This is a genomic window from Streptococcus gingivalis (genome assembly GCF_035544715.1).
GTDB classification, from domain to species: Bacteria; Bacillota; Bacilli; order Lactobacillales; family Streptococcaceae; genus Streptococcus; species Streptococcus gingivalis.
In genome coordinates this window covers 753,952-773,778 of record NZ_JAYKTO010000002.1, presented here as the reverse complement: position 1 = coordinate 773,778, position 19,827 = coordinate 753,952, and the positions used below count along the sequence as shown (strand labels likewise).

The 19,827-nt window shown below is 42.4% G+C and carries 22 protein-coding genes and 1 pseudogene; 2 read left to right on the top strand and 21 right to left on the bottom strand.

Features of this window, described 5'->3' with window-relative positions:
- Positions 1–160: 160 nt before the first annotated feature.
- The 14 genes and pseudogenes from yidD to SM122_RS10080 form a co-directional block, all read right to left on the bottom strand.
- Positions 161–403, bottom strand: a complete 243-nt coding sequence (yidD, locus tag SM122_RS10145; protein ID WP_324738312.1) for a membrane protein insertion efficiency factor YidD — start codon at positions 401–403, stop codon at positions 161–163.
- Complete coding sequence (locus SM122_RS10140) at positions 400–1,131, bottom strand: pseudouridine synthase (protein WP_013904014.1); 732 nt, start codon at positions 1,129–1,131, stop codon at positions 400–402. The genes yidD and SM122_RS10140 overlap by 4 nt, the downstream gene beginning before the upstream one ends.
- Positions 1,121–1,690, bottom strand: a complete 570-nt coding sequence (gene scpB / locus SM122_RS10135) for an SMC-Scp complex subunit ScpB (RefSeq protein WP_009731504.1) — start codon at positions 1,688–1,690, stop codon at positions 1,121–1,123. Before scpB ends, SM122_RS10140 begins: the two co-directional genes overlap by 11 nt.
- On the bottom strand, positions 1,674–2,393 hold the full coding sequence (locus tag SM122_RS10130; protein WP_049514899.1) for a segregation/condensation protein A: 720 nt from the start codon (positions 2,391–2,393) through the stop codon (positions 1,674–1,676). The genes scpB and SM122_RS10130 overlap by 17 nt, the downstream gene beginning before the upstream one ends.
- Positions 2,393–3,124, bottom strand: coding sequence for a site-specific tyrosine recombinase XerD (gene xerD, locus SM122_RS10125; protein ID WP_009731506.1), 732 nt, complete (start codon positions 3,122–3,124; stop codon positions 2,393–2,395). Before xerD ends, SM122_RS10130 begins: the two co-directional genes overlap by 1 nt.
- The gene (gene cbpB / locus SM122_RS10120; protein WP_070595329.1) at positions 3,121–3,582 is read right to left on the bottom strand and encodes a cyclic-di-AMP-binding protein CbpB; all 462 of its coding nucleotides are present in this window, start codon (positions 3,580–3,582) and stop codon (positions 3,121–3,123) included. The genes xerD and cbpB overlap by 4 nt, the downstream gene beginning before the upstream one ends.
- Positions 3,579–4,100, bottom strand: coding sequence for a metallophosphoesterase (locus SM122_RS10115; RefSeq protein WP_315376647.1), 522 nt, complete (start codon positions 4,098–4,100; stop codon positions 3,579–3,581). The genes cbpB and SM122_RS10115 overlap by 4 nt, the downstream gene beginning before the upstream one ends.
- Complete coding sequence (locus tag SM122_RS10110) at positions 4,073–5,053, bottom strand: nucleoside-triphosphate diphosphatase (RefSeq protein WP_003005496.1); 981 nt, start codon at positions 5,051–5,053, stop codon at positions 4,073–4,075. Before SM122_RS10110 ends, SM122_RS10115 begins: the two co-directional genes overlap by 28 nt.
- The gene (gene racE / locus SM122_RS10105) at positions 5,050–5,844 is read right to left on the bottom strand and encodes a glutamate racemase (protein WP_324738310.1); all 795 of its coding nucleotides are present in this window, start codon (positions 5,842–5,844) and stop codon (positions 5,050–5,052) included. Before racE ends, SM122_RS10110 begins: the two co-directional genes overlap by 4 nt.
- Before the next feature lie 77 nt (positions 5,845–5,921).
- On the bottom strand, positions 5,922–6,167 hold the full coding sequence (locus SM122_RS10100; protein ID WP_003005109.1) for a YneF family protein: 246 nt from the start codon (positions 6,165–6,167) through the stop codon (positions 5,922–5,924).
- A gap of 55 nt (positions 6,168–6,222) precedes the next feature.
- Positions 6,223–7,473: a diaminopimelate decarboxylase gene (locus SM122_RS10095; protein WP_324738309.1), complete on the bottom strand. Its 1,251-nt coding sequence runs from the start codon at positions 7,471–7,473 to the stop codon at positions 6,223–6,225.
- A gap of 95 nt (positions 7,474–7,568) precedes the next feature.
- Positions 7,569–8,255 (bottom strand): Bax inhibitor-1/YccA family protein, encoded by a 687-nt coding sequence (locus SM122_RS10090; protein WP_155172411.1) that lies wholly within the window; start codon positions 8,253–8,255, stop codon positions 7,569–7,571.
- A gap of 28 nt (positions 8,256–8,283) precedes the next feature.
- Positions 8,284–8,774 (bottom strand): annotated as a pseudogene (locus tag SM122_RS10085) (HDIG domain-containing metalloprotein).
- Positions 8,775–8,853: 79 nt separating this feature from the next.
- Entirely contained in the window at positions 8,854–9,600 is a 747-nt protein-coding gene (locus tag SM122_RS10080) for a TrmH family RNA methyltransferase (protein ID WP_049523730.1), read from the bottom strand.
- Between the two features lie 73 nt (positions 9,601–9,673).
- Between SM122_RS10080 and SM122_RS10075 the strand changes: the two genes are divergently transcribed.
- Together SM122_RS10075 and yidC are read left to right on the top strand one after the other, a co-directional pair.
- Complete coding sequence (locus SM122_RS10075; protein WP_023918900.1) at positions 9,674–9,952, top strand: acylphosphatase; 279 nt, start codon at positions 9,674–9,676, stop codon at positions 9,950–9,952.
- Positions 9,953–10,029: 77 nt separating this feature from the next.
- A complete protein-coding gene (gene yidC, locus SM122_RS10070) occupies positions 10,030–10,947 on the top strand; it encodes a membrane protein insertase YidC (protein WP_003008377.1) in 918 nt (305 codons plus the stop codon).
- A 154-nt stretch (positions 10,948–11,101) separates the two neighbouring features.
- Here the strand turns inward: yidC and greA are convergent, their stop codons facing one another.
- From greA to SM122_RS10035, 7 genes are all read right to left on the bottom strand, one after another.
- The gene (gene greA / locus SM122_RS10065) at positions 11,102–11,584 is read right to left on the bottom strand and encodes a transcription elongation factor GreA (protein ID WP_003005389.1); all 483 of its coding nucleotides are present in this window, start codon (positions 11,582–11,584) and stop codon (positions 11,102–11,104) included.
- Positions 11,585–11,641: 57 nt separating this feature from the next.
- The gene (gene mltG / locus SM122_RS10060; RefSeq protein WP_456115233.1) at positions 11,642–13,171 is read right to left on the bottom strand and encodes an endolytic transglycosylase MltG; all 1,530 of its coding nucleotides are present in this window, start codon (positions 13,169–13,171) and stop codon (positions 11,642–11,644) included.
- Positions 13,172–13,230: 59 nt separating this feature from the next.
- Positions 13,231–13,740, bottom strand: coding sequence for a GNAT family N-acetyltransferase (locus SM122_RS10055; protein ID WP_176745539.1), 510 nt, complete (start codon positions 13,738–13,740; stop codon positions 13,231–13,233).
- A 12-nt stretch (positions 13,741–13,752) separates the two neighbouring features.
- Positions 13,753–14,169 carry a GNAT family N-acetyltransferase gene (locus SM122_RS10050; protein WP_024054776.1) on the bottom strand — a complete coding sequence of 139 codons (417 nt, stop codon included), beginning with the start codon at positions 14,167–14,169 and terminating at the stop codon, positions 13,753–13,755.
- Positions 14,170–14,250: 81 nt separating this feature from the next.
- Positions 14,251–15,585: a UDP-N-acetylmuramate--L-alanine ligase gene (gene murC, locus SM122_RS10045; RefSeq protein ID WP_003005130.1), complete on the bottom strand. Its 1,335-nt coding sequence runs from the start codon at positions 15,583–15,585 to the stop codon at positions 14,251–14,253.
- A gap of 9 nt (positions 15,586–15,594) precedes the next feature.
- Positions 15,595–16,245, bottom strand: coding sequence for a hypothetical protein (locus SM122_RS10040; protein ID WP_037608045.1), 651 nt, complete (start codon positions 16,243–16,245; stop codon positions 15,595–15,597).
- 55 nt (positions 16,246–16,300) lie between these two features.
- On the bottom strand, positions 16,301–19,399 hold the full coding sequence (locus SM122_RS10035) for a DEAD/DEAH box helicase (protein ID WP_195623393.1): 3,099 nt from the start codon (positions 19,397–19,399) through the stop codon (positions 16,301–16,303).
- Positions 19,400–19,827 lie beyond the last annotated feature (428 nt).

Genomic DNA, 19,827 nt, shown 5'->3' with positions numbered 1-19,827 from the left:
GGATTGTCGAGCAAGACGCAGTGGTTGAGTGGGCTCTACAATGCTGATTTCATCAGCATTTACAGCCCTACTCAACTGTGCGGAGGTGGGACAACGAAATCGAATTCTAACGAATTACCGATTTCTGTCCCACTCTCATTTCTGTTTATTTGTGATCGTCCTACTTTGATTCTTCATTTCGCTTCAAACTAAAATGGTCTGGCAAGGGGTCTGGTCCCGCTTGGGTACCCGGATGGCATCGCAAGATTCTAGCAACCCCCATCAAGACACCTTTCACACCAAAGCGTTCAATCGCTTGGATCATATAATTGGAACAGGTCGGTTGAAAGCGACAAGAAGGCGGAAATAGGGGAGAGATCCATTTTTGATAGCCTCTGACCATAGCAATCAGGATTTTTTTCATGATTTTTTAGATTTAGTCACTGCTAGATTGTGCAACTGGCTAATTTCTTTTTTGTTCAAGCGACGGTATTCACCCGGACGAAGTCCTGAGACATCTAGGTTTCCAAACTGGGTTCGGGAGAGTTTGTCCACTAAAAGTCCTACAGCTTCAAACATCTTTTTGACCTGGTGGTTGCGCCCTTCATGAATGGTCAACTGAACCACTGAACGGTTCTTTTCAACATCCACTTTTAAGATCTCGTAAGTCGCTGGCTTGGTTTTCTTGCCATCAATGGTCACCCCTCGTGTCAAGGGACGCAAATTTTCCTTATTGGCAATCCCTTTGACACGAGCCACATAGACCTTATCAATCTCATTACGTGGGTGAATCATCTCATCTGTAAAATCACCATCATTGGTCAAAATCAAGACACCAGATGTATCCCAGTCCAAACGTCCTACAGGGTAGATACGCTCTGGCACTTGAGATAAAAGGTCAACGACTGTTGTCCGCCCTTTATCATCCGATACACTAGAGATGACGCCACGTGGCTTATTTAAAAGATAGTAGACCTTTTCTTCGTTGTAGATTGGAGTGCCTTCTACTTCAACCTGATCACCGGTCTTAATAATGGTCGCTAATTCACGCACAACTTGACCATTTACTGTAACCAAGCCTTGCTTGATCAGTTCTTCGGCCTTGCGACGACTAGCCACGCCTGCATGGGCAATATATTTGTTAATTCTCATCTAGTTCCTCTGTTCTCTCTGAAAATAATTGACCTTCTTCTGGATCAATGTCCACTTCCTCAACCTTTGGTAATTCCTCCAAATGATTGATTCCCATATAATCCAAAAAATACTCCGTCGTGACATACAAATTGGGGCGCCCGAGGACTTCTTTTTTCCCATCCTCTCGGATCAGATCAAATGATAGTAGTTTGGTAATGGCACCGCTGGAATTGACACCCCGAATATCATCGACCTCCACACGGGTGATCGGTTGCTTATAAGCAATGATTGATAAGGTTTCGAGGGCAGCCCGAGACAAACTTTGGTTCATGGGCGTTCTAGAATAGTCTCGTAAAACCGAAGCGTAGTCTGCCTTTGTCACCAATTTATAACGGGAAGCTGTCTCCATCAAACAGAGACTGGTATCTGTGTCCTCCTGGTATTTTTGGCTTAATTTTTCTAAACTTTGCACCACACCTGTCGGAGGTAAAGAGAGAAGGTCTGCGATTTGTCTGGCAGTAATTCCTTCTTCACCCGCTACAAATAAGAGTGCTTCAATTTCAGCTAATTTGCTCATGTTCAATCCTATTTAAGTAAATTTCTCCAAAAGCCCTATCCTGGATCACCGTTACTTCTTGAATCTTGATCAATTCAAGGGTTGCAAGAAATAGAGTAATGACCTCTTGGAGATCCGTTGCTTCTAGAAACAAGTCCTGCAAGAGAACTTGTGAGCGATCGTGGAATCGGTGACGCAACTGGTCCATCAGATCCTCAATCTTGTATTCATCCTTTACAATGGTTGTATGGTTCTGGCGGAATTCTTCTTTTTTCTTGGTCAATAGTTTTGAGAAAGCCAAGAAGAGATCCACCGTGGTGCGATCATGAAGTAATTCGGTATCGTCATAAATCAATTCCATCTTTGGTTTTGAATAATAGAGGGCGCGCTCCTCGTGCTGTGAGGCCATCAACTCTCCTAATTGCTTGTAAGTACGGTACTCTTCCAATTGAGAAAGGAGGTCCTGCTCGAGATCCTCTGCTTCATCCATCTCCTCTGCAACCTTAGGAAGAAGTCTTCGACTCTTGATCAAGGTTAGTTGACTAGCCATCAGCATGTATTCTCCTGCTACCTCTAGTTTCATAGCCTGGAGGGTCGCCAGATAAGCCAGATACTGTTCGATCACCTCAATCAAGGGGACCTCATAAATATCCATCTGGTATTTAGAGACCAAGTGGAGCAAGAGGTCCAAAGGCCCTTCAAAATCTTTAATTTTAATATCCATTATTTATATTTTTCTAATGTCACCATGGTTTTTAGGCCCAATTCACGCGCAATACTAAAAAGATCCACACCGAGTTCTCGTTGTTTCAAAATATATTGCTCACGAATCGATTGTGCCGAAAGGTCTTGATTCCCTTTTTCGATCAAGAAGGCTTCTAATTGTCGGAATCCCCACTGACGGGAGTATGATTTTCCTTTATTATCAAAGAGATAAATACCATCTAGGAAGAGTTGCAATTCATCCAGTAACGGCTCTGGAACCTTTAAAACCCGTTTTTGGCCATCTTTGCCCACTCGAATGACATGAAAGTCCAGCTGAATATCTTCGACTTTGACTTGGAGGATCTCACTTGGCAACAAGCCCATCTCCAGAATCAACAAGGCCATCAAGCGTCCCTGAGGATTGGTTGATTCTTCCCAAAAATGGGTCAGATCCAACAATTCCCGATCATGGGTCTTGGCCGGTTGAATTTTAGGCAATACCAAACGATGGTATTCAGAAATAAAGCGTTCTTGATACAAATAATATAAAAATTGGTTGACGGCAGATAATTTTCGTTTTTGAACCGCTGGTTTAAAATCTTTAATCGAAGCTTGGTAAATTCTCAAATTTGTCGGTGTCACTTTTCCATGGATCGACTCAATAAACTGGTCCAAATCATAGAAATAGGCAGACTGAGAATTTTCACTTAATTCTTTTTGATCAATAAAACTTGCAATAAATTCTTTCATTTTGGAATCATCTCGTATTCATTTGAAAAATCATGCATGAGCGAATTGATGGCTTTAAGAATCGATTTCCGTGTAATAATCCCTTGGAAATAGCCTTCTTCATCCACCACCGAAAGGAAAGAGTCATCCACCAACTTGTGCAGGACTTCTGTCAAATTGAAGTCTAAGCCGATGACCCCGACCTCTTTTTTTGCAACGTCTACGATATCCATCGAGGCAAAAGTCTCCTCAGGAATCTCGTGTTTCAATTGATAAGATAGAATATCCGTTAGGGAGATCGTCCCCACAAACTTGCGTTCATCCGTCACTACCGGAATACGACTATAGCTAATCTGGCTCAACAACAAGACAGCATGGTCTACATTGTGGGTATCAATCAAGACCGCTAAATTTTTGGCTGGAGTTAAGAACGTCTCTTCCTGCGCCAGCAAGAAACGTTCAAATTCCTTTGCTATCATCTGCTAAACTCCTTTGTCAATTCAGGATACAATACATGGTCTCTCGTGTAGTACTCTACCTTGTAATTAGAATCATCTATCTCAATTTTAGCATAGAGACACTCTCGAATCAGACCGCGTGGCTGACTGATCGATCCAGGATTCACAAAGAGGGTTCTTCCTTCCTTCCAAGCATCTGGGATATGAAGGTGGCCGTAAAGACAGATATCTGCTTCTTCCTCTTGGGCCCACAGATCCAATTTTTGAAAACTAAAATTGATCTGGAAGAGATGCCCATGGGTCTGGATGATCCGTGTTGGCCCTAGTTGGGTCACCAAGCGTTCCGGATAGCCATCATAAAAATCCATATTTCCTTGGACAACGTGGATCCCTTCCCAGACAGGATCATCACTTTTTAGTTCAGAATCCCCATTGTGAAAGATCCCATCGACCTGACCTAGGTATTTTTCTTTAATAGCTTCAACAATGGAGCGGTCTCCATGCGAGTCACTCATAACGATGATTGTTTGCTTTGCCATGATGGAAATACCTCCAATAACTTTTTAACAGCTAAAGCACGATGTGATTGTGTATTTTTTTCTTCTAGCGTTAATTCAGCAGCAGCACGGCCCGTTTCCCCAACTAAGAAGAGAGGGTCATAGCCAAAGCCGTGTTCCCCTTTTGGCTCAAAATTAATATACCCTGGCCAATCAGCTTCCACCACTAAGCTTTCCTTGCCTGGTCTTGCAACCACCAAGGTCGTATGGAACTGAGCTGAGCGATCTTTCAAGTCAAAGACCATGGCCAATTCGTGCAACAATTTCGCATTGTTTTCCGCATCTGTCGCACCAACTCCCGCAAAGCGAGCTGACCAAACTCCTGGTAAGCCTCCCAAGATATCCACCTTCAAACCTGAATCATCCGCTAAGACTGTTTTCCCAGTTAGCTCTGCAATCGTTTCAGCTTTTAGGCGGGCATTCTCTTCAAAGGTCAGACCTGTCTCTTCGACTTCTGGAAGCTCTGGGTATTGATTGAGATTTTCCACTTCAAAGCCCAGCTTTTCAAACATATTACGGAATTCTTTGGTTTTTCCTTCATTTCGAGTCGCAATAAGAATCGTATCTTTGACCTTGTCTTGACCCAAGAAGGCTTCCAAATCCACCCCATCACTTGGCAAATGCAAATAGAGCAATTTCCCTTTTTCAACCAAGAGCAAGGCTCCTTGACGCTGTACTATTTCAAAAGCTCTTCCCTTGACTTCATTCAAGATTTCGGTCAAAAAGGTCAGAAAACGAAAGGCTGAACCATAGCGCATCACCGATAGATTGAGAGGGAATCCTTCAGGATCCTTGGCAAAGAGAAGTTCCAGCTGATCTAACAGAGTGGAAGCTTCCGCAGGCACTTGACTAAATTGGTTGTAGTCTGCATCTTCTCCCCATTGGGCAATATACCAATCTTGGGGATCTTTGTATTCAAATAGTTTGTCACTCATAAATTTACATGCTCCACATTCACTGAACGTTCTAGCCATTTTTCGGCAATCGCTGCAAAGCTATTGGCATTTGCAGTGGTATAAAAGCGGTGGGTCTGCTCTAAGAGTTCCCGACTCTTATTGAGCTCAAAATAGTTTAATAAGACGGAAATATCCCGAACACACTCTGCCCCACTATCAATCAATTTGACATCCGGTCCCATCACATTTTGAATGATCGGTTTAAAAAGGGGATAATGGGTGCATCCCAAGACTAAGGTATCAACCTTTCCAACTAGTGGTTTTAGGGTTTCGTAAACCACCTTCTTGGTCACACTGGATGCCAACTCGTTTGATTCCACTAGAGGAACAAACTTGGGACAAGCTAAACTGCTGACTTCCATGTCTGGTGCCAGACTTTGAATCTTCTCTTTATAAATTCCAGAAGAAACCGTCATTGGTGTCCCAATGACCCCAATTTTTTGATGGGTCGTCGATTTAATGGCTGCAGAAGCTCCGGGCAAAATCACTCCTAAAACGGGAATATCAAGTTTCTCCTTGACTTCTTCCCAAACAACTGCCGTCGCTGTATTACAGGCTAAGACAATCATCTTGACATTTTTGGTCAGAAGGAAGTTCACCATCTGCCAAGTATACTCGCGAATTTGGTCTGCTGGCCTAGGACCATAAGGTGCACGCGCTGAATCTCCAATATAGACGACATCTTCGTGAGGAAGCTGACGGAGCAATTCGCGGACAACAGTCAGGCCCCCTACCCCAGAATCTAAAAAACCAATCGGTCGGTTATCCATATCTCTTCCTTCCAAAAGGAGGGACTAAGAAATTCCTCCAAGCCCCTCTCATTTATTATCGTGAGATTGCCCCACTCTTATTTTTTCTTGTTTTTCGCCATTGCTGATTTTTGTTGGTTCACAATTTGGCGATAGACTTGTTGAACTTTTGCTTCGCTTGGACGTTGGCCGCTGGCACCTAAAAGCGTACGGACTGCTTCAACATTCAAACGTGGGTTTGATGCAAATTCTTTTTCAAATTGACGACGAAGCAAGAACATTCCTGCAACCATCCCACCAAAGAAAGCTAAAATAATCAACAAAATTCCTAAAAAGAGATTCATAAAATTTTCTCCGATCCATTATTTTTACATAACTATCATTATATCAGACAATCGCTTATTTTTCAATGTCAAAGCCGTAGAGTGTCGCAAGATAATCTTCTGGTTTTTCTGCTCGACGAATCAAACGGGCCTGCCCATCTTCTTGAAGCAAAATTTCTGCCGAACGCAACTTGGCATTGTACTGATAGCCCATTGAAAATCCATGGGCTCCCGTGTCATGGATCACGAGCAAATCTCCAATCTCCGTCACGGGTAGTTCTCGTTGTTTGGCAAATTTATCGTTATTTTCACAGAGACTTCCCACTACATCGACCACTTCAGTCGGTTCCTCTGGACGATCCATATTGGTAATATGGTGATAAGCACCGTACATAGCCGGTCTAAGAAGGTTCACAGCTGAAGCATCAACCCCGACATAAGTCCGGTAAGTTTTCTTTTTATGCGTCACTCTGGTTACTAAGAGGCCGTGTGAAGCCAGCATAAAGCGACCAATCTCGGTATAGATTTTCACATGACCAAGTCCTGCCGGTTTGAGAATCGCATCAAAGACGCGGTGTACGCCCTCCCCAATAATGGCAATATCATTTGGTTCTTGCTCTGGCTTGTAATTGACCCCAACCCCACCAGAAAGGTTGATGAAGCCCAAGTGAACACCTGTTTTCTCGACGACTTCTACTGCCAATTCAAAAAGTTGACGCGCTAGCTCTGGATAGTAGTCGTTGGATACTGTATTAGAAGCCAATAAAGCGTGAATGCCAAACTCTTCCACACCCAGTTCTTTCAACTCGATAAAGGCTTGGATTAATTGCTCCTTGGTCATTCCAAACTTGGCTTCTTCCGGATTGTCCATAATATCGGTTCCCAGTTCAAAAACTCCACCAGGATTATAGCGGCAAGAAATAACCTTGGGGATGCTGGTCACAGACTTCAAGAAAGCAATGTCTTCATAGGCGTCCAGATTGATCGTTGCCCCTAATTCTCTAGCATAGACAAATTCATCAGCTGGCGTGTTGTTAGAAGAAAACATGATTTCTTTTCCACTAAAGCCCAGTTTATCTGCCATCAACAATTCGACATAGCTGGCCGTGTCAACTCCACAGCCCTCTTCTTGCAAAATTTTTAGGATCGATGGGTTAGGAGTCGCCTTGATGGCAAAATATTCCTTAAATCCTTCATTCCAAGCAAAAGCTTGATGGAGGGCACGCGCTGTTTCACGAATTCCTGCTTCGTCATAGAGATGGAAAGGGGTCGGAAATTTTTGGGTCAGGCTTTCTAATTGTTCACGGGTTACAAAAGGTGTTTTCATAAGCGCTCATTTCTATACTTTAGTCACTATTAGTATAGCACAAGTCGGAAGACAAAAAAAGCCGAGGCAATTGCCCCAGCTCAATTGCTCTTTGATTAGTCGTTTCTTCCGAAGATACGAAGAAGGCTGATAAAGAGGTTGATAGAGTCAAGATAAAGTTCCAAAGCCATCGCTACTGCCCAACCTGTAGCAGGTTGACCATTTGTTTGATCATAGACATAGCGAATCTTTTGGTTATCCCAAGCTGTCAATCCTGCAAAGAGGAAGACAGAGATAATACTCAAGATATAGTCCATTCCAGAACTTCTCAAGAACATGTTCACAACAGAAGCGATGATCACACCGATCAAGACTCCCATCAAGGCACGTCCCATACCAGACAGGTCTTTTTTCACGACGCGTCCGATAGCTCCCATGACAATAAACATCAAGGCACTGACCAAGAAAGCCTTATAGACAGTTGCTTGCATGTAGCGAGCAATGATAAAGCTCAAGGTAAAGCCATTCAAAGCTGAGTAGATCAAGAAGATCGGAAGAGCAGACGGGCTATTTTTAACAGCCTTCCCACTTGCAACAAAGACCAAGATCAATTCTACAACCACTGCTGCGTAGTAAACCATTGGTGCTGTTGTCAAGATTTGAACGAAGAAATCTTGAAAGACCGTCATCATAAGACCAGACACAAGGGCTGAAATCCCAACACCGATCCCAACTAATGAGTAGACTTTGTTATAAAAAGCATTCAATCCACTTTGTTCTTGGATTACTGAATCATTATACATATAAACAAGTTCCTTTCAAATTTGTTTACTATGATTTTAACATTTTTCGATGAAAAAATCTCCTTTTGGCCATCTTTTTACGCCAAGGTTCTGAAGCTTCCTTAACAGCCCAGTATTTATCCACCATGGTCACTACGAAGGATTCTTTGTAGCGAGGCGGGGCAAGGGTAGCTCCCCACATGTGTTTAATGAGATGTCTTCTTCCTTGGCATTGAGATCTGTAATCTTTCGCGCATTTCTCACGGCAATGCGGGGATGGATCCAGGCGTGACTCTTGGTAAACTTGGTCTCGCGCCAATCATAGTAAAAGAGGTCATGCAAGAGGCCACCCCGAGCCGTACTTTTGGCATCCCAACCAAATTTTTTAGCCAGTTTATAACTGGTATAGCTCACATGAATGGAATGCTCCAAACGATTGGAATGAATATGGTGGGGAATGTCGGCTAATTTTTGAACCTTAGGATGCTGGATCAGATGGCCCACATAGGTCATGTATTCTTTGTCACGATGATATTGCATAAGATAACCACCTTTCGTTGATAAGCTCTCCCAATAAAACATCCATCAACTTCTTACAGTTTAAGTATACTTCTTTTTCTCAAAATTTCCTTAAAGAAAACATCAAAATTCCTGCTGCCACTGCAACATTCAAACTCTCGGCCCGACCTGGCATAGGAATATGAACCAGCTGGTCTGCTTGTGCCGCCATTTCCTGGCTGATGCCATTTCCTTCATTCCCCATAACCAGGATAAACTGATCGGTCTGAGAAAGCTGACGGTAGTCAATGGAAGCTTCTGAAAGCGTCGTTGCGAGAACTGCTAGATGAGAGTGCGCAGCTCGCTCCAATAGTTCTTCTCGATCCAGTTTCCAGATAGGAATATGGAAATGACTGCCCTGCATGGATCGAAGGGTCTTGAGACTGTATAGATCAGCGGAGGCTTTCGAAAGCATGACGCCATCAAAACCTGCTGCATCTGCTGTTCGAATCATCGTCCCTACATTGCCAGGATCCTGTACATCCTCCAAATAGAGGAATCGCCCTTGTAGCTGATCCGGAAGCTCTGGCTGCTCTAGAAGAATCTCTGCGACAATCCCTTGAGGAGTCTTCGAATCTGCCAAGAGGCTTAAGATCTCCGGAGTCACGATAGTGACTTTTTGGATGTCCTCTACCCGGTCTAAATAGGCTTCTAAAACAAAGACCTGCCGAATCTTCGCATGATTTTCTACTGCCTCTTCAAACAGATGCCAGCCTTCAATGAGATAAGAATCTGTCCGGTATTTTTTTTGATGTAATTTTTTTGCATTTTTGATTACATTATTGGATTTAGACGTTATAATATTCATAGAACTATTATAGCACAAAGAAAAAGAAGAAATCATACCTCAGATAGATTTCTTCGAGTCAAGGAGGTCGCACATGCAAAAGGTAAAAATGATTGCCCAAGGACGGGTTCAAGGGGTTGGCTTTCGCTGGGGAGTCTACAGTCTTGCTTTAGAGATCGGTGGGATCACTGGCCGTGTCTGGAATAATGACGACGGAACAGTTGGCATTCTGGCACAGGCAGAGTCTAGTAGCCAAATGGCCAAATTCATCCAAGAAATTCGCAAAGGTCCTACGCCTTTTGCGCATGTGACTTATTTAGATGTTACGCTCGCAAACTTTGAAAACTATACAGACTTCAAAATTGCAAATTAAGACTAGAGAACTATTGTGTATTTTCAAAAAAAACAGTAGAATAGAAAGGTAACATTAAAAAAAAGAAGGAACTATTTGTGAAAAAAAATAAACTTGCATTACTTGCATCGATGGGACTAGCTTCGCTTGTCTTCTTATCAGGATGCGTGAGTGTCGATCGGAAAACTGGAAATCCGACTGGATTGATCTGGAATCTTCTTGGCCGTCCAATGGGCGAAGCCATCAAATTCTTTGCCAACAACCTTGGCTTAGGCTTTGGGATCGGGATTATTATCGTCACCTTGATCGTACGGTTAATCATCTTGCCACTTGGTTTGTACCAATCATGGAAGGCAACCTACCAATCTGAAAAGATGAACTACTTAAAACCTATCCTTGGGCCAATCCAAGAGCGCATGAAGAACGCTAGCACACAAGAAGAAAAGCTATTGGCGCAACAGGAATTAATGGCTGCTCAACGTGAAAATGGAGTTAGCATGTTTGGTGGAGTTGGGTGTTTGCCACTCTTGATCCAAATGCCATTCTTCTCAGCTCTCTTCTTTGCAGCTCAGCACACCAAAGGGGTAGCAGATAGTAGCTTCCTTGGCATTGCTCTCGGCAAACCAAGCTTGCTCTTGACAGCGATCGTAGCAGTTCTTTACTATATCCAAAGTATGCTTTCTCTTCATGGAATTGAAGATGAAACCCAAAAGGAAAGCATGCGCAAAGCATCACTGATGAGTCCGATTATGATCGGTGTCTTCTCATTGATCTCCTCAGCCGGAGTAACTCTTTACTGGGTAGTCGGTGGGGTGATCCAAATTATCCAACAATTTGTCATCAACTACTTGATTCGTCCAAATCTTCGCAAACGAGTCGCTGAGGAATACAAAAACAATCCTCCTAAAGCGACTAGTCACCGCGTGAAAAAAGATGTCACACCTACTGCAACGACACAAATCCAACACAAACCAAAAAACAACCGCAATGCAGGAAAACAACGCAATAGAAAGTAGTACAAACTACTAATTCTAGCGGTATACAGTAGCACTTGAACCAAAGGTTCAAGTGCTTTTTTTGATATCGTTCAGTCAGCAAAGAATTTTCACTCTCACAAAAAGATTAAGAGCACAAAAAAACAAGCCCTCTTGGAGGGCTTGCGTTTTATAGTTACGCTGTTTTTTCTACGTTCAAAATTTTCACTTGGTAGCTTCCAGCTGGTGTCTCAACAGTGACAACGTCACCTGTCTTCTTACCAATCAAAGCGTGACCGATTGGGCTTTCGTTAGAAATCTTTCCTGCAAAGGCATCTGCCCCTGCTGAACCAACGATGCTGTATACTTCTTCATCTGTTTCGCCAACTTCTTGAACTGTAACGGTTTTTCCGATCGCTACTTCGTCTACTGCAACAGCGTCACTATCGACGATTTCTGCATAACGGATTTTTGTTTCCAAGCTAGAGATTTGACCTTCAACAAAAGCTTGTTCATCTTTTGCCGCTTCATACTCAGAGTTTTCTGAGAGGTCACCATATGAACGAGCGATCTTAATCCGTTCCACCACTTCAGGTCGACGGACCAATTTCAATTCTTCTAATTCTTGTTCCAATTTTTCTTTTTCTGCTAGGGTCATTGGGTATGTTTTTTCTGCCATTATTCTTCTCTTTCTATTATTTGAATGAAAAAGCTGTGGACGCGCCACATGCTTTTTCTAGTTTGAACTTGCTTGTGTCAATTTACTATTGACGTGTTCTTCAACATTTTTATTGTGTTCTTCGTATGTCTTAGCGAAGAAAACTTCACCATTTTCGACATTTGCGACAAAATACAAGTAATCGGTCTTACTTGGGTTCACCGCCGCTTCGATCGCTGATACTCCAGGGTTATCCACTGGGCCAGGCATCAAGCCGGTATTCTTATAAATATTATAAGGTGAATCCAGCTCTGTATTGATCGTTGCATCTTCTTTTAAGGTCGTCTTTTGACCAAGTTTCCCTTCTGCATAAAGAATTGCAATATTACTTTGCAAAGGCATGTCTTGGTTCAAGCGGTTATAGAAGACACTCGCGATATCTTTGCGGTCCTGATCCGTCGCCCCTTCTTTTTCAACCAAGGAAGCAAGAGTCAATACTTCGTTTACATTGATGTTCTTGCTCTCAAGTGTTTCATAGTATGGGCTTAAGTTTTGATCCATTGCCGCAAGCATCTGATCGATCATCTCTTTCACTGTGGTATCTTTCCCATAGTTATAAGTTGCTGGGAAGAGATAACCTTCTAAACGGTAGCGAACACCAGAATCCTTACTTGGCAGATTCGCCAAGAGCTTAGGATATTTGGCCACCATCTTCTCAATAAAGGCATCGTCTTGGACAGCCTTCAAGAAATCTTCTTTCTTAAATGGAGTCTTGCCTGCCTTCTTAGTGGAGACATTGGTGGTGATAGCCGTCGCAATCTGATCGATCGTATAACCTTCTGGAATCGTGACCTTTCCAAGAACTGGAGCCTGAGGAGTTTTGGTTCCCTCTTCTTGCAGTTTTTGGATGATGGTTTCTAGATCCATGCTCTTTTGCAAATTGAAATAACCAGATTTGAAATTGCTATAGTTCTTGAACTTGGTATAGTAGTTAAAGAACTGACCATTTTTCACGAGTCCTTTTTTCTCAAGGATCGCGCCAATCTCACGATTACTTGAACCTGCTGGAATCTCAACCGTTACGAATTCTGTTGCATTTTTATCCATCGGCTTGACAGCTGAATGGATATAGGTCACAGCAAAGATCCCTGTAGCCACGATCACAATCAGCAAAAGGCTGACCACTGTCCGCACAATTCGTTTAGCGATTTTATTTTGTTTCTTTTGTTTTTGTTGGCGCTGGTTACGAGAAGAGCGCGATAAGCTTTCCTCTACCGGTTCCTGACTTGGTTCTTTTTTAGCAGGCTTTGTAAGCTCACTCTTTTCTTCCACAGCAGGAGTCGCCTGTACCGGCTCCACTGGTTCTTCTTTGGGAGCCAACGCAGATTCTTCTACTTTTGGAGGTGGTGTTGCTTCTTCCTCCTCTTTCAGTGAAGAAGGGGTTTCAATACTTCGATCAGGTAGATCATACTCTTTTTCGATTTTTAGAAGTTGCTCATTGGCCTCTTCTAAGTCTCTGAGGATCTGCTCTTTGAAGCTTAATAACTTCTCACTGTCTTGTGATTTATCAGTCAAATAATTGACCTCCCTCATCATAATCCTTAATATTATATCTTAAAAGATTTAGAAAAGCAATACAAATCGCCTTTCTTCTTTAAAATACCTATTTAATCAAGTTTTTCATTTTCCCAGACCAGATTGTACCAAACTTCACCCGCATATTGGGATTCTGACCGGCCTTCATTGGTAAATCCTTGCTTTTCATAATAAGGAATCAAATAATCATGACAGGTCAAATTGATCCCTTGGCGATTATCTTTCAACGCAATCTCTTTCATCGCTTCAAGCAAAAGGGTTCCCACTCCAAGTCCTTGAGCTTCTTTAGCAATGGATAGACTCGTAATGGAAATAAAGCCCTGTTCTAACTGACTTAGATCTTCAACCTCTGAAAAAGAGGAATCGATCAAATAGCGCTCCGGTCTAACAGGTCCTTCTAAATAGCCTAAAATCTGACCCTGGCACTCTGCTACAAGAAATGTCGTTTGAATCTTTTCGATGTGATCTTTTAAAATCTCACGCGCAATCGCTTCTTCTTCTGAGAAATTCTCAAGCTCAATGCGCTCGATGGCATCCAAATCCTGCAGCTCTGCCTGTCTAATGTGAATCTTTTCTTTCATCATTTACTCCTTCTATCGTTCCCAAACCATATGGACACCTCGATCAGACTCAGCTTCATCTCGAAATCCTTGCTGGGAAAAATAAGATAGTAAGTCTTCTGGGCAATCGATCCAAATGGCTTCCTTTTCCTTTTGAACAGCTAGATCCTTTAAAGCAGCGATTAAAATAGAACCATAGCCTTGACCTTGAAAGGCTGGTCTCACTGCTAGTCGCAATACAATTAGGTCTCTTTTTAAAGGCTGGTCTTCTGTCGCCAACAAGTAAGCCACAGCATCCCCCGCCTGCTCTGCAAGCAAAGAAATGGCTTCCTTCGAACCTAGCGCTTCCTCAAGAGTGGCCCTGTGCTCCTTTCCTTCATTGCCATGAAGTTCTTCTTCTAGTAACAGCAGCTGTTCTTGATCAGCTGGGGTGATTGATCGAATCATCATCCTGCTTTCCTCATCTCATACTCCTTCAGTGGACAGATAAATTTGAGTCTGGAACCAAAAGATTCCAGACTCAATCATCTCTTATTGTACACTATGTGTCAAACTAGATAATAAACGCTCAAATGAGTATTCATAGGTTTGAATATCTCCTGCTCCCATAAAGACATAGACTGCATTATCATGGTCAAGAAGAGGAGAAACATTCTCAGCTGTAATAATCGCTGAGCGTTTGACAATTTTTGCTTCCAAATCTTCAACTTTCACATCGCCGTGATCGACTTCACGCGCAGAGCCATAGATCTGTGCCAAGTAAACAGCATCTGCTTGATTCAAGGCTTCTGCAAATTCATCTAACAAGGCAATGGTCCGTGTAAAGGTATGTGGTTGGAAAATGGCCACAATCTCTTTACTTGGGTATTTTTGACGGGCCGCATCCAAGGTTGCAATAATTTCCGTTGGATGGTGCGCAAAGTCATCGATGATCACTGTTCCATTGACTACTTTTTCAGTAAAGCGACGTTTCACTCCAGCAAAGGTCTTCAAATGCTCGCGGACTAAATCTAAATCAAATCCTGCAATGTAAAGCAAACCAATGACTGCTGTAGCATTCATGATGTTGTGACGACCAAATGTTGGGATATGGAATTGCCCCAAATCTTCTCCACGGAAATGAACGTTGAAGGTTGAACCTGTCGTTGAGCGAAGCAAGTTGCTTGCCACAAAATCGTTCGTCTCCTTATCAAAACCATAGTAATAAATTGGTGCTGATGAGGTAATCCGACGCAATTCTTTGTCTTCTCCGTAGATGAAGAGGCCTTTGCTGATTTGTTTGGCATAATCGTTAAAGGCATTAAAGACATCTTCCAAGCTCGTGAAATAGTCTGGATGGTCAAAGTCAATATTGGTGATGATGCTGTATTCAGGATGGTAAGGCATAAAGTGGCGTTCATACTCATCTGATTCAAAGACAAAGTATTTGGCTGCTGCAGAGCCACGACCTGTCCCGTCACCAATCAAATAACTGGTATCAGTGATATTTGATAAGACGTGAGAAAGCATCCCTGTTGTTGAGGTTTTTCCGTGTGCTCCGGCAACCCCCATGCTGACGAAGTCACGCATAAATTCACCAAGGAATTCATGGTAGCGTTTATAGGTTAGGCCATGCTCATCTGCATAAGCAATTTCCACATTGTTATCTGGACGGAAAGCATTCCCAGCAATGAGGATCTTGTCGCCTTCCAAATTTTTCACATCAAATGGATAAATTTGAATTCCTGCTTGTTCCAAGCCACGTTGCGTAAAGTAATACTTCTCAACATCTGACCCTTGAACCGTATGTCCCATTTGGTGAAGCATGAGGGCTAAAGCACTCATCCCTGCTCCTTTAATTCCAATAAAATGGTATGTATTAGACATGTTTTCTCCTTATTCTTGATCTAGATGGGTTAAATCCAATTCCTGTTTAATTGGCTGTGGTTTCAACTTGTGCTGATCTTTATTGTATATTTGGCTAGTCTTTAAGAAATCATAATTGTTTTTCTTTTCAGTCGGTTCTGCCACTTCTGGTTCTCCTGCAGATTCGAACTCTGCAAGGATCAACTGATCTTGCCGCAATCGTTTGCTATATTTCAATAACTCGCCTGGGTTTTCCTTTTGGAAGGGAGCCGTTGGCTGGCCAGGTTTTCGTTCTGAAATAAATGGTTTTTTCCGCTTACTTGTAGTAGCTGTTGGATCCGTTGTCAGATAGGGGGCTGTACGTTTCTTTTTCAGATCTTCACGCGCACGCTCTCTAGCTTCCTCTGCATAACGATTGGCAGGGCTTTTTTTATCAATCGGCTCTTTAAAATCAGGTTTTCTTACTGGCCGTCTTTTCGGTAGGGGCTCTTCTAGTGGTTGGTGGTAAGGATGCTTAGGTTTGGTATTTTCAGCAATCGGTTGCCATTCCAAATAATTTTTATCCACATAGTCGCCTGTAATGTTACTAATCAAATCTGTTTCATCATACAGGTTCATGTGAGGCATCTCTGTTAACATCAACTCATTATCCCCTACTTGAGGAAAATATTTTTCTGTCATGCTTTCTTCCTTTCGACACTCCATTAATTATAAACTATTCACAGAATTTTTCAAGCTATTCTGACTGAATTCCAAGAATCTCACGAATTTCCTCAACCGATAAACTAGATCGTGTTTCCGTTCCATCTAAAATCGTTGAGACCAAGTGTCTTTTGGAAGCTTGCAGTTCTTGGATTTTTTCTTCAATCGTACCACGAGTAATCATGCGATAAACTTCAACATTTTGTTCCTGTCCCATTCGATGGGCACGTCCAATAGCTTGGTCTTCCACTGCAGGATTCCACCACAAATCGACTAAGATGACCGTATCGGCACCAGTGAGGTTCAATCCAACCCCTCCAGCCTTCAGAGAAATGAGAAAAGCATGGCGCTCACCTGCATTAAAAGCATTGGTCATTTCTTGTCGATCTTTAGCGGGAGTAGAACCTGTGATTTTAAAGGAGGTCATGCCAAGCTGGTCAATTTCCTGCTCTAGGATATCCAGCATGCCTCTAAATTGAGAGAAGATCAAAACCCGGTGTTCGCCATCCTTGATTTGACCCAAAAGATCTCGAAGGCTCTCCAATTTCCCACTATCTCCCTGATAGTCTTCCATAAAGAGGGCGGGGGTATCACAGATTTGGCGAAGGCGCATGAGACCCGAGAGAATTTCCACCTTACTCCGATTTAGTTCTTCCTCGCTAGAGCTTCGAACCCGATCTTGAATTTGTTTTAATTGAGCCAAATAGATCGTTTTTTGGCTTTCATCCAACTCATTGTGGTAGGTTGTTTCAATCAAGTCCGGTAATTCTTGGAGCACTTCATCTTTTTTCCGTCTCATGACAAAAGGTTTGACAAATCGTGCAATGGTCTCAGGACTCAATTTTTGAAATTCTCTTTTAGCTGGGAAGAGCCCTGGAAGAACAATTTGGAAAATAGACCAGAGTTCACCCACATGATTTTCAATCGGTGTCCCAGATAAGGCAAACACATGCGGAACCTCAAAGCCACGTAAGTGTTGGGCAATCTTGGTTTGGGCATTTTTCATGACCTGGGCTTCATCTAGAATCAAGTACTCATACTGATTCTTCTGGTATTCCTCCACATCTTGACGGAAAGACGCGTAACTAGTGATAACTACCTGTGGATTGGTTGCGATGAGTTCATCTCGGTGCTGCTTGAGACCATAGACGACTGCCACTTCCATCTGAGGAGCGAATTTTGAAAATTCTTGTTTCCAATTGTAGATGAGACTAGATGGAGCTAGAATCAAGATTTTAGTTTCTTTTTTTGCGACACTGGTCAAGAAGGAAATAGTCTGCAGGGTTTTCCCAAGCCCCATATCATCCGCTAAAATACCACCAAAACCATAATGATTTAACATGGAGAACCATTTGACCCCTGTTTCTTGGTAATCCCTTAGGGTCGCTTGGATTGTCATCTGAGGGAGTTGGAAGTCTTCTGGATGAGTCAAATCATGAGCTAAATTTCGAAAGTCTTCTGAAAAATGAACATTGTCTTGATCTGCCAACAAATCAGATAGCTGATAAGCGGCAATCCGGCGGGCTTGTAGTTTCCCACCCTTGCTCATTTTCGCCCGCAGATCTGCTAAGGCTCGACTGATCTTCTTAGTTTCTTCATCAAAGACAAGAACTTTCCCTGTATGGCTGACAAAATAGTCTTTTTGCCCTACTAGAGCTTTGAGGACCTGGTCCACTTCGGCTGGATCCACACTTTCAAAGTCAAAACCGATCTCCAGTAGACTGCCATTGGTTTTAACATCAATTTTTGGACGCTCCACTTGATAAAGATCTAAAAGGCTATCAGAGAGGGTAACCTCTCCTAAGGCTTCAAAAGTCGGGATCTGTTGGTGAAAGAATGGATAGATTTGCTCACTTGATAAAGGACTTCTTTGGGAAGAAAAGTCGTCTGTAAAACCTGCTGCTAGCATGGTTGAAAGGACTTCTTGCTCCTTATCGAAATCACTGGAATAAGGAAGATTGAGGAGTTCCTCACGCGTGGTCACCACACGATCCTGGTATTGAAAGACAACATCCAGTAAAACAGTCTGGTCCTGTGCTAGATCAAAATGAAATTCTGGAGTGAAATCGTGGATTAAAAAGCTGGTCGGAGCTGTTATTTGCCCCAGTTTTTTGAACTCTTTTAAACTATAGGAAAGCTTTGTTTGATCCGTTGGATCAAAATGCAGGCGTTTTTTGCGATCCTGATCCATTGGAAGATCTTGGATGGCCTTCCATAGGGTTCGCTGTTGGGGCGTCAGGTGATAGAAAACACCATTTCGAAACAGGTAAACAGCAGACTCGACAACCTTCACTTGTGGCTCCGTAATGATCAATTCGTAAAAATCACCATGGTCTTCCACCTGAAAATGAAAGAGTTCTTCCTCCCCATGGACATCCTGAAAATAGACTTCAGAAAAATCGTACATGCTGTATTGCAAGAGGAAGGAATCCAAATTCATCAATAATTCTACAGCTTCTTCAAAGAGAGTCGGTGGAAAATAAAGATGGCGTCCAGCATTGGGAAAGAAATCTTGCTCTTTCGATCCACTATCTATGACCAAGCCTTGTAGGAAATTGATCACATCCTGACTAGACCCATCAAATTCTAAGTAAGAAATGGGTTCATAGTAACTTTTGCCAATTGCAAAATGGCCTTCTTTCTGAAGGGTCTGCAAAAAAGCTAGTACATCTCTGATCACATAAGAGCGCTCGTCTGGCAAGCGACGAATGCGAAGAGTCCACAAGAATTGACCAGAGTATTCATCCTCCTGCCCGACTGCTGATAAGACATAGCGTGTTTCTTTCTTTTCGATTTTTGGAAGGACCTGGTCTAAAAACAAACTTCCAAAAGAGACCTTCTCCTGCGTTTCTTCAGTCGCCGTGGCGTCTTCTTCAAGGCTTGTAAGAGCTGCTTTCCCACTGTCATCATTCTTCAAAAAAGCTTCTACAGCTGCTAGATGCGTACAGAATTTTTTCTTTTGAAAGAAAGCACAGCTACAAAAAACGGCATCGTCGTCCAAACTGTACCGCAAGCTTTCTTCTTCCACCCGAAAATACAGGTATTTTTCTTTTACTTCCTGAAGGGAAACCTTCCCAGCTTCATAGAGAAGGCTCCCTTGTGAACGAACCTTCCCAGGAATTAATTTTGCCATGTTTACCACCTTAGATTAATCCCTTTATTATACCATATTTAAGAAAAAATTAGAAAAGATAATTTTACTATTAAAAGGATTTTAACTTACTTTTAGAAAAAAACTGAGACAGTATTGTCCCAGCTTTTCACCTGATTTCGTAATAGAGTTACCTCAATCAGCTATCCATGATTTTTCTCTTTTAACCGTCTGAGCGAACAATAGACAGAATAGATAAATAGAGAGGAGAAAGATCCTGATAGCCCACAGAAAAAGACAAAAAACACGACCTATTTTTTAATAAAATCCCCAACAATAGGATCAAGAGCTCCAAGCTTACGATCGAACCGAGAAACAAGAGATACAGATAGATTTTAAATAATAAGTACACAAACCTAAAGCTCTCATGATCTTCATGAGTTTACTCTACTCATCCTTAAAAAAAGCAT

Bases quoted from the DNA above. Each gene is read 5' to 3' on its own strand.
- murC (WP_003005130.1), bottom strand. From the start codon at position 15,585: ATGTCTAATACATACCATTTTATTGGAATTAAAGGAGCAGGGATGAGT.
- SM122_RS10115 (WP_315376647.1), bottom strand. From the start codon at position 4,100: ATGGCAAAGCAAACAATCATCGTTATGAGTGACTCGCATGGAGACCGC.
- greA (WP_003005389.1), bottom strand. From the start codon at position 11,584: ATGGCAGAAAAAACATACCCAATGACCCTAGCAGAAAAAGAAAAATTG.
- SM122_RS10090 (WP_155172411.1), bottom strand. From the start codon at position 8,255: ATGTATAATGATTCAGTAATCCAAGAACAAAGTGGATTGAATGCTTTT.
- SM122_RS10050 (WP_024054776.1), bottom strand. From the start codon at position 14,169: ATGATGATTCGATCAATCACCCCAGCTGATCAAGAACAGCTGCTGTTA.
- SM122_RS10075 (WP_023918900.1), top strand. From the start codon at position 9,674: ATGCAAAAGGTAAAAATGATTGCCCAAGGACGGGTTCAAGGGGTTGGC.
- SM122_RS10130 (WP_049514899.1), bottom strand. From the start codon at position 2,393: ATGGATATTAAAATTAAAGATTTTGAAGGGCCTTTGGACCTCTTGCTC.
- scpB (WP_009731504.1), bottom strand. From the start codon at position 1,690: ATGAGCAAATTAGCTGAAATTGAAGCACTCTTATTTGTAGCGGGTGAA.
- SM122_RS10080 (WP_049523730.1), bottom strand. From the start codon at position 9,600: ATGAATATTATAACGTCTAAATCCAATAATGTAATCAAAAATGCAAAA.
- SM122_RS10035 (WP_195623393.1), bottom strand. From the start codon at position 19,399: ATGGCAAAATTAATTCCTGGGAAGGTTCGTTCACAAGGGAGCCTTCTC.
- SM122_RS10055 (WP_176745539.1), bottom strand. From the start codon at position 13,740: ATGAAAGAAAAGATTCACATTAGACAGGCAGAGCTGCAGGATTTGGAT.
- yidD (WP_324738312.1), bottom strand. From the start codon at position 403: ATGAAAAAAATCCTGATTGCTATGGTCAGAGGCTATCAAAAATGGATC.
- racE (WP_324738310.1), bottom strand. From the start codon at position 5,844: ATGGATAACCGACCGATTGGTTTTTTAGATTCTGGGGTAGGGGGCCTG.
- SM122_RS10140 (WP_013904014.1), bottom strand. From the start codon at position 1,131: ATGAGAATTAACAAATATATTGCCCATGCAGGCGTGGCTAGTCGTCGC.
- cbpB (WP_070595329.1), bottom strand. From the start codon at position 3,582: ATGATAGCAAAGGAATTTGAACGTTTCTTGCTGGCGCAGGAAGAGACG.
- SM122_RS10040 (WP_037608045.1), bottom strand. From the start codon at position 16,245: ATGACAGAAAAATATTTTCCTCAAGTAGGGGATAATGAGTTGATGTTA.
- SM122_RS10100 (WP_003005109.1), bottom strand. From the start codon at position 6,167: ATGAATCTCTTTTTAGGAATTTTGTTGATTATTTTAGCTTTCTTTGGT.
- SM122_RS10095 (WP_324738309.1), bottom strand. From the start codon at position 7,473: ATGAAAACACCTTTTGTAACCCGTGAACAATTAGAAAGCCTGACCCAA.
- SM122_RS10110 (WP_003005496.1), bottom strand. From the start codon at position 5,053: ATGAGTGACAAACTATTTGAATACAAAGATCCCCAAGATTGGTATATT.
- xerD (WP_009731506.1), bottom strand. From the start codon at position 3,124: ATGAAAGAATTTATTGCAAGTTTTATTGATCAAAAAGAATTAAGTGAA.